This is a genomic window from Alteromonas sp. 5NS40-0096, assembly GCF_057544385.1.
In genome coordinates, this window is the sequence record NZ_BAAJLQ010000003.1 from 318,798 (window position 1) to 331,166 (window position 12,369).

Here is a 12,369-nt window from a genome sequence, read left to right on the forward strand (position 1 = left end):
ACTCATAGTGGTCGTGGGTTATCGGCTCGCTTGTCGCCAGATTATGTAGAGCGCGGGCAACACCAAAAGTGATAGCAATAGTGCGGATAGCATACCGCCTACCATTGGCGCAGCAATGCGTTGCATGACTTCTGCTCCAGCGCCTTGCGCAAAGAGTAGGGGGAGTAACCCAGCAATGACTGTGGTTGTTGTCATCAGAATTGGACGTAGCCTTTGGCTTGCTGCGTGTTGAGTCATATCGATGAGATGGGTAAGACTTTGGTGTTGATTTCGGCTCTTCAAGGCGTCATAACCTTGATTGAGATACACCAACATCAACACGCCAATTTCGATAGCAACCCCTGCCAACGCGATAAAACCAACGATAACCGCGACTGACACTTTGAATTGTAAGAGCGAAATTAACCATATACCACCGACTAAAGCCAAGGGTAAGGTGCCCAGCACTATCAATACTTCTGTTATTCTCTTGAAACTCAGATAAATTAATAGCCCAATCAGTACAATGGTAATTGGGATGATGTAGCTCAAGCTCGTTTTTGCCCGAGCTATGCTTTCATACTGTCCGACCCATTCAATCGTAAGCCCAGGCGGTAAACTTAGAGACGATTGAAACAGGTCGTTTGCAGCACTGATGTATTGGGATATGTCTGCGTTGCCTGAATCGATATAAATCCAATTGGCCTGCCGCGCATTTTCACTTTTGATTCCTGCTGGGCCTGTACTGACTGAGATGTCAGCTACGTCACCAAGTACGATTTGGGCACCCGTTGGAGCGGAAATGGGAAGCTTCGCCAACTGTTCTGGTGTATCGCGGTAGGTTTGCCCAAACCGCAGTGAAATCCCATAGCGCTCTCTGCCTTCTACTGCTTCCGATACTCGCATACCACCCACCGCAAGTTTGATATGCTGTTGAATATCGTCCACATTCAGACCATATTGCGCACTATTCTCGCGTTTGATATGAATGTTGATGTAACGACCTGTTGCGGCGCGCTCTGCATAAGCCGATACCGTTTCCGGCATGCTATTCAACAACGCTTCTATTTCTAAGCTATAGTCGGTAATGAGCGTGAGATCGCTGCCTGATACTTTGATACCAAGAGGCGTTTTAATCCCTGTTGTTAACATATCAATACGTGTCTTAATGGGCATCACCCACGCATTGGTTAAACCGGGCAATGACACCGTTTGCTCGAGCTCGGCTTTGAGTCTTTCTATTGTCATACCATCACGCCAATCGCTTTGTGGTACTAATTCGATAAAGGTTTCAATCATGGTCAATGGCGCGGGGTCAGTAGCCGTTTCAGCGCGTCCAATTTTACCAAAAACGGTCTTTACCTCTGGGATTGTCATAATCAGCTTATCGGTAAGTTGGAGAATATCCCGTGCTTCACTGATTGATACACCAGTGTAGGTTGTAGGCATGTACATTAAGCTGCCTTCGTTGATATCTGGCATAAACTCGGTTTGCAATTGTTTCAATGGCACAAGTGCTGAGAGGGAAAGGGCTAGCACCGCCAGTAGACTTAGTTTGGGATAGTGCAACACGCGCGTCAGCAAAGGGTGATAAAGGGCGAGAAACAGCCGATTTAATGGATTTTTCTCGGTATAGGACGGGAGTGCTTTCACACTGTATCCCAATATGACGGGGATCAGCGTGATAGAAATCACGGCCGCAGCTGCCATGGCATAAGTTTTGGTGTAGGCCAGTGGAGAGAACAGCTTACCCTCTTGGTCTTCGAGCATAAAAACGGGCAGAAAGCTCACCGTTATGACTAGCAAACTGAAGAATACAGCAGGACCGACTTCGGCACATGATTGCGCTAATATCTGCCATCTGTCTTTGTTTTGGCTCTGCTCAAGGGCTAGGTGTTTGTGATAATTGTCTATCATCACGATTGCCCCATCGGTCATGGCTCCCAGCGCAATCGCGATACCGCCGAGAGACATCATATTGGCGGTAATACCCTGCCAATACATGGCTATCATAGCCACTAACATGCCGACCGGCAAAGCAATAACGGCGACTAAAGATGACCGTAAATGAAACAAAAATGCAGCGCATACTATGGTCACAATCAACATTTCTTCTTTCAATTTGTTCCACAAGTTATCGAGGGTATTGTTGATTAAAGTGGAACGGTCATAAACAGGGACGATGGTGATGCCATCTGGCAAACTGGTTTGCAGTTCCTGAAGTTTTGCTTTTACACCCTTGATGGTGTCAATCGCATTTTCTCCGTAACGCATGACAATAATGCCGCCAGGGGCTTCTCCTTTGCCATTGAAATCGGTGACACCTCTGCGTGGCGCGGGCTTTATTCTTATCGTTGCTACGTCTTTTAGGTAAACCACACTGCCTTGTTCACTGGTTTGCAACGGGATGTCTTCCAAGTCGACGATATCTTGGATATAGCCATCCACATTGATCATGTATTCTGCTTCTGCAAGTTGAATAACTGACGCACCTGTTTCTCCATTGCCATTGCGCACGGCCTGTGTGGCCATTTGGGGCGTGATATTAAAGGCGGTGAGTCGCTCTGGCGACAGCTGCACCTCGTATTGTTTAACCATGCCTCCGACCGAGGCGACTTCTGCAACGCCTTTGACCGTTTGTAATTCCAGTTTGACAAACCAGTCTTGTAAGCGTCTTAGTTCTGCTGCGTCTCGTTTACCTGATTCGTCAACAAGTGCATACAAATATACCCAACCGACGCCTGTGGCATCGGGCCCAAGTGCGGGTATAGCTCCTGATGGTAGTGTCCCTCTGACTTGCGATAGCACTTCCAGTACCCGACTCCGAGCCCAGTAGATATCGGTTGTCTCGTCGAAGATGATATAAACGTAAGAATCTCCAAAGAATGAAAAGCCTCTTACTACTTTTGCGCCCGGTACAGACAACATGGCGTTGGATATCGGATAGGTAACCTGATCTTCAATAACCGTCGGAGACTGCCCAGCGAAACTGGTTTTTACGATAACTTGAACGTCGGATAAATCGGGTATTGCATCAACAGGCGCACGGTTTACAACAAACCAACCAGCGATAATGACGCCAAGTGTCGCTAGTACAACAAGTCCACGCTGACGAATAGACCATAGAATGATGTTAATGATCATGGTGGCTTCCCTGTGAACTGCTTGACGGTGTAGGGTTCTCAACCTTGACGAGCTCGATAATCGTAAACTCACCTTGGTCTGCCACGAAAGTAAAGATGACTTTGTCACCGGAGGCGATATGTCTAATAGAAATATCACTAGATAAGCTGAAGCTCATAGTGGCAGGGCCGCGTCCCCATTTTGCTATCGGGCCTCTTGCGATAGTCAGTGTTGTACCATCGATATTGATAACGGTACCTGTTACAGTGGCAGTATTGTCATTTGCTTTCTCGACTTCCTCTTCGGCTAGTTTGGCTAGCTCGACAGCGATGTTGGATTCAGAATCAATCAAAAATTGGCCAGAAGTGACGACATTTTGCCCTTCTTGTAAACCGCTTATAACCTGCGTTTGTTCGGAATTCGCCATTCCAATGCCGACGTCTATCGAGCGGTATTGGCCCGGTTCATCACGCACGACAATGCGATCATGAGTTCCGTCTCTAATTACAGCAGTGGTAGGGACAAGCAAAGCAGTTTGAGGGTGTGTCACATCAATATTGGCTTCGACAAAGGCATTGGGTTTCAGCGTCTGGGTTGAGTTATCGAGAACCACCCTTACCGTTAGTGTCTGTGTTTTTTCATCAATTGTTGGATAGATATACTCAATGTGGCTGCGCCATTGATGATTGGGTAAGCTTATCGTTTGGATAGTGACTTGCTGGTTGAGTTGCAATGATTGCTCGTAATAAAGAGGGACGTTTAACAAGACCCAAACGCTATCTAACGCTGCGATAGACATGATGTTCGCATCGGGTTTGACGAAGAATCCCTCTCTGATCGGCAGCATTTCAACTACGCCACTGATGGGGGAATATATCGTCACAGATGCTTGAATCTTTCGCGTCTTTTCGAGGGATTGCAATGATACTCGCGGCATGCCTAAGGCTATCAAACGTTGTTGTGTGGCATTGATTAGCGCTGAAGAGCCTTTGTCTAACGCCAATAAATATTCTTCTTGGGCATTGCTCAACTCTGGAGAGTAAATGGAATACAGAGCTTGCCCCACCTTTACACTTTCACCTTTTGCTCTGACAAATAGCTTTTCAATCCAGCCCTCTACTCGCGGGTGCAAATGGTGAATATCATTCTCATTGAAGGCGACTTTGCCGGAAACACGAATGGTGTCGCGTAATATCCCTCTGGTCACTGTTGACGTTGTGATACCCAATTGGTGCTCGATGTTCGCAGAAATGGACACCGCCGCTTTGTCGGTTTGTTCGTACACTGGAACGAGATCCATCCCCATCGGTGATTTACCGGGCTTATCTCTTCGATAGTTAGGGTCCATCGGTGCAACCCAGTACAAGGGCGATGCGTTCGTTGTTGTAGCCTCTTGTGCATCGTTAGAAAGGGGGCTGTTTGGCTGTGACAGGAGCGAGACGACAAGGCCACCGCTGGCAATACCAATAATAAACCAGATAATGGGCTTCATATTACTGTTCCTGAGTTTGAGTAAGTAATTGGGGAGAGAAGTAATTCAGTGCTGCCATAGTCTCAATTTTGCTGACTTGTAAATTGACCAGTTGACGTTCAGCCGCCACTAAATCCACTTTGGCTCGGATAACTTCAGTTAAATCAGTTCGGTCATTGGCATAGGACGCCGTAAGGCTATCCAGCAAATCTTGATACTGGGGAATAATAGTGTCTTGAAATTGAAATTCTCTGCGCTGAATCCCTTCCAATCTAGCGGCCAAGGTTTTCCATTCTGAGAGTTTTTGCCTTAAAACTAAGCGTTTGTACGTTTTTTTGGATTCGGTTTGATATTGCAGTGCGGATACCTTGTAATCTTGTCGCTTAGCGGAAAACAGTGGCATTGAAACGGCAACGCCAATCGACACAAAATCAGCTCGGCTATTCCCGGCGTCGTCATCTTGGCGAAGACCGTAGCTAGCGTTAAATTTCCATTGAGGGGCGTAGTCTTGTTCTGCGAGTTGAATTTGATAGCGTGATACGTCTATCTCGCTATCTAACACTCGGAATTCAGGATGTTGCATCAATATCCGCAGCTGCGTCTCGTCTTTGAGATGGATTAAACCTTTACTTGTCGTCGCGAGTGTCTCGTCGAGCTGGTTGAGCTCTGTATTGGCTAGGTCAGAAGTCAGTATTGGCAAAGCACTCCACTGATAGAATGAAGCGATTTGCTGCTGCAGACTGGTTTCAATCGCTAGTGAGTCTTGTGTTAACTGAGCTTGTTGTAATTGTGCGGCGAGTATATCTCTTTGTCTGATACCCGATTTTGCACTGGCATATCGGGATTCTGTTGCCGTGATAAGTTGCTCCAGCCATTGATTTGCATCTTTGATCAAGTCATGTTGGCGAGATGTCCCGGCTAATTTGGCCCATTGTTGAGTGATGAGCATCGTCAGCTTGGCAGCTCTGACGTCTCTTTCATTGGGCTTTATTGCCGATTCCTTACGTTTTATCAGGGCGGCAATGGCTCTGCTGTCACCACGGGGCAGTGCTTGCGAAACCCCCACTATTACTTGTGTCATTGGCTCCTGATTGAGATCAAAACCATCGGTTGGTAGATTCGCCATCGACAGGGAAATTGTTGGGTCGGGCAGTGTGTCCACACTTTTACTTTGTTCGGCCAACGCCTTTTGCTGTAGGGCTAGCTGTTGATTCAAATCATCAGAGCGAATGGCTTCGTCGATGAGCTGTTCGAGTGTTGTGGATTGTGCGGCCGGGCACACTAACGCTATAGATAATAGCAGCGGTACGAATTTCATAATGGTAGCTGAACCTGTGTGTAGGTAATCAAAAAACGTAATACTGTGCTCATCAAACCGAGAGCAGCAGACGGATCTGTTCTAGGTCAGCTGGTTTATTGGTGGTTTATAGAGAGACTGCGTTCTAAAGAAAGGCGCGTTGATGGCCATTTCAGGTAATGGAATTTGATCGATTATGGCTACTGAGGCTTCAGAAAGGCTGGGGAGCCCGACACTTGTGATGGATAACTCGCAACGGCAATCATCGCCACAACAATTGAGATTAGACGTTTCTCCATGCTGCATATCAAGTGTTTCGCTCGCGTGCTGCATATGCATGTGGTGATTCATCTCATCGTGTTCATACATCAGGCTAGACGTCGATGCCATAGACATTTCGCAACTTTCTATTGAGTAAGACTTAGCCTGAGCCACAAACGCGCCCAATGCTAGTACTGTACACAATATCCAAGTTGAGAACGGTTTAGCCACAATTACCTCATCGTTACCTTTAACGATATTATCACGATTTTAAGACCTGTTAAAAGTCCATTAGATTTCAATCGACTCACGTAATTAAATCGTGCAATGCTTGCAGTGACGGTAGTCTATGCTCTGGTTGGTAGAAGAGGCGATTTAATCTACCCAGTAAGTTGACCGTGCGGGTAGGGTCGTGAGCTTTTCGCCGGTATGTGCTCTCGGTTTGCAAAAACTCCCATGGTTTGAGATTCCATGCTTCTATATCGCTCTGGGAGAACCCTTGTTGAGCAATGGTGTCCAGTATTCGTTCTGTTTTACTTAACTCAAAGGGGAGTATTTGTTTCTCATAGTCCGATTCTAATGGTCCAGAAATCAGATTGAGAGCGCCATTGATCGCATTCCAAATTTGGTCTTGGCTGAGATATGCTCCGCGTGGCGCATAGTAGCCCATTACTTCCCATTCGAGTTCGGCATTGCCAACCGCTATAGAACTCTCAGACAAGGGGGAATAAGACAGATCTGGGCGCGCTCCGATATTGTATGCGTCAACGGATAACCCTATGTTGATGGCGATGTCTCCATATCTCGGTGGATCAAAGTAAATTGCATCAAATGCCGCGCGTTTTACGCCCATCCAGCCATAAATTATCGGTGGTTGTGAGGCAAAGTTGAGCACATCTTCAGGCAGATCTTCACCAAATTTATCAATGAATAAAGGGGAAGGGTCGGCTTCAATATTCTCATTGGGCAGCCATACTTCATATTCTTCACGATTGTCCGATTTTCCCCGGCTTTTTATTCCACAAGATAGATTCACTGGCCGACAAATGTGTCTATCTTCATCGACTTGATGAAAGTATTCCGAGCGAAAACGTTTGATATAAGGTGCATCCCAGCCCGCCGTTGCGGCAGTAGGGTAGCGGAAGCCAATATCGCTCTTGGGGACTAACGTCAATTTGTCCAGAGCCTGATTTAATCGCGTTTTGACGCCTTTAAATTGCTCGTAGTCGGCAATAATGATGCTGCGTTCAGGTTCTATACACAGGCGTTTACCATCTTTGCCCATGTACTTTGGCGTTTTATGGTACTGGTAACCGTTAAGTGACATGTGTTCGTTTACGAATTGATTTCGGATAGAAGCCAATTCAGTAAACAAAGCGTCGTGGTTTCTGATATGTCTAAATAGTGGCCTTTGATGGCGCATATTGTCATCCTCAGCCTTTCGCATAATACATACAGTTATAAACACTAAGGCCTTGTTAAACAAGCACTACGAGGAGATATTTGCCCAGCTTATTTGTAACCATTTGTCTGTTCAACTTGAAAGCCTGTAGTTTAGGGTGTAAGCCTGTATAGGTTTTTTTTACAAGACGAGAAGTTATGTACACACTATATGGTTATCCAAAAACGCGCTCGGTCCGCGTTGCGTGGGCACTAGAAGAAGCTAATCAGACTTACGATTACAAGGTGGTTGACCTCAAGCGCGGTGAGCACTTTAAAGAAGCGTTCAAAGCGATACATCCTGGCGCAAAAGTCCCGCTGCTAGCCACACCATCGGGGGTGCTGGCGGAATCCGGTGCGATACTCACTTATATTGCCCAAAGTCACGCCCAAGGGACACTGATTCCGCTAGAAGCGACATGGCAAAGAGCGCGGTACAACGAAGTTATGTCTTTTCTGGTTACCGAGTTAGAACAACCCATTTGGAACCTCGCTAAGCATACCTTTGCATTACCGCCCGAGCTTCGATGGGATGGCATGGTAGAAACGGCAAAAGTCGAATGGACAAGAGCTTTCGGTGTTTTCACCCAAATTTTAGGTAGCCAGCCCTTTTTACTTGGCGAAACCTTTACTATGGTTGACATAATGGCTGCTCAAATTCTTGCGTGGGCGAAAAACGCTGATATGCCGATAGAAAGTCCGACGGTTTTAGCATATATGGAACGCGTGTTGTCTAGGCCCGCTCATGAAAAAGCGTGGCGTTTTGAGCGAAGTCAGTTAGAGGGCTAATTAACAGCAGAGGTATCAGTATGGAACTGGGGCAATTTTCTGTAAGTTTGACGGTAAAAGACATCAGTGAATCCAAACGATTCTACGAAGTCTTGGGTTTTTCTGCCTTGGATGGCTGTGGTTCGATAGAAGACAAATGGCTGATATTGCAAAAAGACAGTGTCGTCATCGGTTTGTTTGAAGGGATGTTCGACAAGAATATCCTCACCTTCAACCCTTCCGATGTCAGAGCGATAGCAGCACATTTAAAAGCCAATGGCATTGAGTTAGAGCGCGACGTTGAGGGAGAATCCGGGCCTGGTCACTGCGTGTTAACTGACCCTGACGGAAACCGGATTATGTTCGACCAGTTTTGATACAACATGGCCTGTCACGGTTGACAGGCCAAAGGTGTCAATCGACATACATCTTTTGCGAAAATTTAAGCGTTTGCTTTTCATTACCACGTTGAATATCGATTTCAAATCGATAGGTTTCCATGTTGTCGAACTTGAGAGTTGCTAGATAATAGATGGCTTCCCCTTCCGTGACCTTCTTAAACGTTAGCGTCTTCGCAGTGCCCAATAAATTGGTAGCCTTGCCTGTCATTGAAACGTTTTGTGCTTCTTGCGATGTACTGTCGAGAACTGAAATATTAACAATTGCATTGTATTTACTACGGACAATCCCATAATTTTTTGCAATGTCAGGTGTTATGAACGTGCTGCCAAACGCGATGTAGTGGACGTCCCATTGGCCTAGAGTCGATTTTTGTTCTGCTGAACTAACGAAAGACACGCTCGCGAGAACAAAGGTCGCTATTGCCCATCGAAAGAGAGTATTGCGCATCATTTGTGTTTCCTTAGAAAGACCGAAGCAAGTCTGAGAGTAAAATCTGGAAAAATTGTAACCCAATAATAGCAACCAGCACTGACAAATCCAGGCCACCTAGGGGAGGTAGAATTCGTCGGATTGGCGCTAGGAAAGGCTCTGTAAGTTGATTCAATACGTACTCAATGGGCGAACGGCCTTGGCTTACCCAGCTCAAGATGGCGCGTAAAATCAAGACATAAAAAACGAGCTGAAGGGACTGCTTCGACAAATCGATTAGGCTAGCGACCGCTAAGCTCCCCATGCTTGGTATCACCCCGTTGAAGAGGAAATTCAGGGTCACAAACTTACCGAGTGATACGACGAATGCGAGCAGTAAGGTCGCGGTATCTAATGAGCCAATCGAGGGAATAAGTCTACGCATTGGCCCAACAATGGGATGGGTGGCTTTGACGATGAACTGACTAAAGGGATTGTAAAAATCCGCCTTAACAAACTGTAACCACAGACGCAGGATAACCACCATTAAATAGAGTTCAAAAATGGTGCTGACTAAAAATGCTGCCGCATTCATACAAAATGTTCCTATAGTTGTTTGGCCATTTCTTCGGCACGAGTGACCGCAGCTCGCATTGCGCCTGCTACGGTTTGTTCTAAATGTTGCGCTTGGAAGTGCTCAACCGCTTTTGCGGTTGTGCCTCCCTTAGAAGTAACTTGGGCACGAAGTTCACTTAATTCAAGTTCTGGATTGTGACAAACCATGTCAGCCGCGCCAAGCATAGCTTGTTGCACGAGCTGCCGCGCTTGTGATTTCGATAACCCTAATGCCATGGTTTCTTTTTCCATTGCTTCGAGAAACAAGAAAAAGTACGCTGGGCTGCTGCCCGCAGCCGCAATGACAGCATTGATATCGTTCTCGTTATCTACCCACAAGGCTTCGCCAACGGCAGACATCACGTGCGACACATAGTCTTTGTCTTCGCTGTTGACCGTGGCCTGGGCATACAAACCAGACATGCCCTTTCCAAGTAGACTCGGTGTGTTTGGCATGACTCTGACCACTGGGTAATCACCGCCTAGCATTGTTTGCAAACGGCCGACGGTAAGCCCTGCTGCTATAGATATGAAAAGCTTTCCAGACAGGTCGACTCCATCTAGGCCAGCGCACATCACTGCCATCAATTGTGGCTTGACCGCCAGCACGATAGCGTCAGCAAATTCACAAGCAGTCGCATTACATTGAGTAATCGCGATACCGAATTCTTGGTTAAGGCTTTCTAGTTTGGGCGTTGAGGGGTTACTCGCCATAATATGATCTGCTGGGTAACCCGATTTAACTAGGCCAGATATGATACTCCGACTCATGTTGCCTGCGCCGATAAACGCAATTTTGCGATATGTCATGTCAATCCCTATTGCTGATTGCTTGGTTTTGCACTTCGTGCGCCAAAAATGGCGGTGCCAATTCTAACCATAGTACTGCCGTTTTCAATGGCGGCTGTCGTGTCACTGCTCATCCCAACCGATAATGTGTCGAATTGTGGACGACCTATTTGATACTGTTCAAACAATGCCCTTAGTCGTTTCAACGAACCCATTTGCTGGTCGGCATCAAGATTAGGTGAAGGAATAGCCATCAGACCGCGTAAATTTAAGCGCGTAAGAGAATCGACTTCTCGAATTAAGTCATCGAGTTGACGCTCCAGTACACCAGACTTGGTGTCTTCGTTATCTATATTCACCTGAATACACACGTTGAGTGGTGGTAGATTGTCAGGGCGCTGCGTATTTAAGCGGCGCGCTATTTTACTTCTGTCAACAGACTGAACCCAATCAAAGTGCTGTGCGACAACGGCGGTTTTGTTTGATTGGATGGGCCCGATTAAATGCCATTCGATATCTTCCAAGGAAGCTAAATTCTGAATTTTTTCAACGCCTTCCTGAATATAGTTTTCTCCAAACAAACGTTGTCCAGCATCATACGCTTGCTTAATATCGGATACGGGTTTCGTCTTACTTACCGCTAGTAATTTTATCGAATTTAGAGGACGATTGACCGAGGCTGCGGCATGGGCAATCTTGTCTTGTGCGGTTTTCAGCCGTTCTGCTATTGTTTGCATTAAATACCTTAGGAAACGGAGAAGTTGGCAGTGGATATTACCGAACTTTTGGCCTTCAGTGTTAAGAATAAAGCGTCAGACTTGCATTTAACTGCAGGTCTTCCTCCTATCATTCGTGTCGATGGCGAGATGCGTCGTCTCAATGTCCCTGCTTTAGAACACAAAGAAGTTCATGCTCTCATTTACGAAATAATGAATGACAAGCAACGTAAAGAGTACGAGGAAAATCTCGAAACGGACTTCTCATTCGAGGTAAAAGATTTATCTCGTTTTAGGGTAAATGCATTTGTGCAAAACCGTGGCGCAGCAGCCGTGTTACGTACTATTCCAAGCAAAGTACTGACACTGGATGATTTAGGCGCGCCGGCCATTTTCAAAGACATTATTAATCAACCCACGGGCATTGTCCTTGTTACTGGAGCGACGGGCTCGGGTAAAAGTACCACCCTAGCGGCGATGATTGACCATATTAATACGCACAAACGCGAACATATCCTAACGATAGAAGATCCAATCGAATTCGTTCATGACAACAAACTCAGTGTGTTAAACCAACGTGAAGTGCATCGCGATACTCACAGCTTTTCCAACGCTTTACGTTCGGCACTTCGTGAAGACCCCGATGTGATTTTGGTTGGGGAATTGCGGGATTTAGAAACCATTCGGTTAGCGATCTCAGCCGCGGAAACCGGGCACTTGGTTTTCGGTACTTTGCATACCAACTCTGCACCTAAGACGATAGACCGTATTATCGACGTATTTCCCGCCGAGGAAAAAGCCATGGTGCGTTCTATGCTGTCTGAGTCCCTTCGCGCCGTCATTTCGCAAACACTACTCAAAAAAGTGGGTGGGGGGCGAGTTGCTGCTCATGAAATAATGATCGGGATCCCCGCTATTCGAAACTTGATTAGAGAGGACAAAGTGCCACAAATGTACTCTGTGATTCAGACGGGACAACAACATGGTATGCAAACAATGGATCAGTGTTTACAGCGTCTTGTTGCAATGGGCCAGATCACCCAACAAGATGCGGCGGCTAAAATGATTGATAAGCAACAAAGTAGCGGTTTTTAAGGTAT

12 protein-coding genes are annotated in these 12,369 nt (G+C 46.4%); 3 read left to right on the plus strand and 9 right to left on the minus strand.

What is annotated here, in order from left to right:
* Positions 1-18: 18 nt before the first annotated feature.
* From AC27G9_RS11315 to AC27G9_RS11335, 5 genes are all read right to left on the minus strand, one after another.
* On the minus strand, positions 19-3,123 hold the full coding sequence (locus AC27G9_RS11315) for an efflux RND transporter permease subunit (RefSeq protein WP_487074209.1): 3,105 nt from the start codon (positions 3,121-3,123) through the stop codon (positions 19-21).
* Positions 3,113-4,594, minus strand: a complete 1,482-nt coding sequence (locus tag AC27G9_RS11320; protein ID WP_487074211.1) for an efflux RND transporter periplasmic adaptor subunit — start codon at positions 4,592-4,594, stop codon at positions 3,113-3,115. Before AC27G9_RS11320 ends, AC27G9_RS11315 begins: the two co-directional genes overlap by 11 nt.
* Position 4,595: 1 nt before the next feature.
* A complete protein-coding gene (locus tag AC27G9_RS11325) occupies positions 4,596-5,891 on the minus strand; it encodes a TolC family protein (RefSeq protein ID WP_487074213.1) in 1,296 nt (431 codons plus the stop codon).
* An 81-nt stretch (positions 5,892-5,972) separates the two neighbouring features.
* Entirely contained in the window at positions 5,973-6,362 is a 390-nt protein-coding gene (locus AC27G9_RS11330; RefSeq protein WP_487074215.1) for a hypothetical protein, read from the minus strand.
* 76 nt (positions 6,363-6,438) lie between these two features.
* Positions 6,439-7,554, minus strand: coding sequence for a hypothetical protein (locus AC27G9_RS11335; protein WP_487074217.1), 1,116 nt, complete (start codon positions 7,552-7,554; stop codon positions 6,439-6,441).
* 176 nt (positions 7,555-7,730) lie between these two features.
* Between AC27G9_RS11335 and AC27G9_RS11340 the strand changes: the two genes are divergently transcribed.
* Positions 7,731-8,360: a glutathione S-transferase family protein gene (locus AC27G9_RS11340; protein WP_487074219.1), complete on the plus strand. Its 630-nt coding sequence runs from the start codon at positions 7,731-7,733 to the stop codon at positions 8,358-8,360.
* A gap of 20 nt (positions 8,361-8,380) precedes the next feature.
* Positions 8,381-8,716 (plus strand): VOC family protein, encoded by a 336-nt coding sequence (locus AC27G9_RS11345; protein WP_487074221.1) that lies wholly within the window; start codon positions 8,381-8,383, stop codon positions 8,714-8,716.
* Between the two features lie 37 nt (positions 8,717-8,753).
* Here the strand turns inward: AC27G9_RS11345 and AC27G9_RS11350 are convergent, their stop codons facing one another.
* From AC27G9_RS11350 to AC27G9_RS11365, 4 genes are read right to left on the minus strand one after another with little or no spacing between them, the layout of a single operon-like run.
* Positions 8,754-9,191: a DUF4426 domain-containing protein gene (locus AC27G9_RS11350; RefSeq protein WP_487074223.1), complete on the minus strand. Its 438-nt coding sequence runs from the start codon at positions 9,189-9,191 to the stop codon at positions 8,754-8,756.
* 10 nt (positions 9,192-9,201) lie between these two features.
* On the minus strand, positions 9,202-9,744 hold the full coding sequence (locus tag AC27G9_RS11355; RefSeq protein ID WP_487074225.1) for a YggT family protein: 543 nt from the start codon (positions 9,742-9,744) through the stop codon (positions 9,202-9,204).
* A gap of 11 nt (positions 9,745-9,755) precedes the next feature.
* Positions 9,756-10,574, minus strand: coding sequence for a pyrroline-5-carboxylate reductase (gene proC / locus AC27G9_RS11360; protein WP_487074227.1), 819 nt, complete (start codon positions 10,572-10,574; stop codon positions 9,756-9,758).
* A gap of 8 nt (positions 10,575-10,582) precedes the next feature.
* The gene (locus AC27G9_RS11365; RefSeq protein WP_487074229.1) at positions 10,583-11,290 is read right to left on the minus strand and encodes a YggS family pyridoxal phosphate-dependent enzyme; all 708 of its coding nucleotides are present in this window, start codon (positions 11,288-11,290) and stop codon (positions 10,583-10,585) included.
* Positions 11,291-11,320: 30 nt separating this feature from the next.
* On the opposite strand from AC27G9_RS11365, the gene AC27G9_RS11370 reads away from it, so the two are divergent.
* Positions 11,321-12,364, plus strand: a complete 1,044-nt coding sequence (locus AC27G9_RS11370) for a type IV pilus twitching motility protein PilT (RefSeq protein ID WP_487074231.1) — start codon at positions 11,321-11,323, stop codon at positions 12,362-12,364.
* The last annotated feature ends 5 nt before the right edge of the window (positions 12,365-12,369 follow it).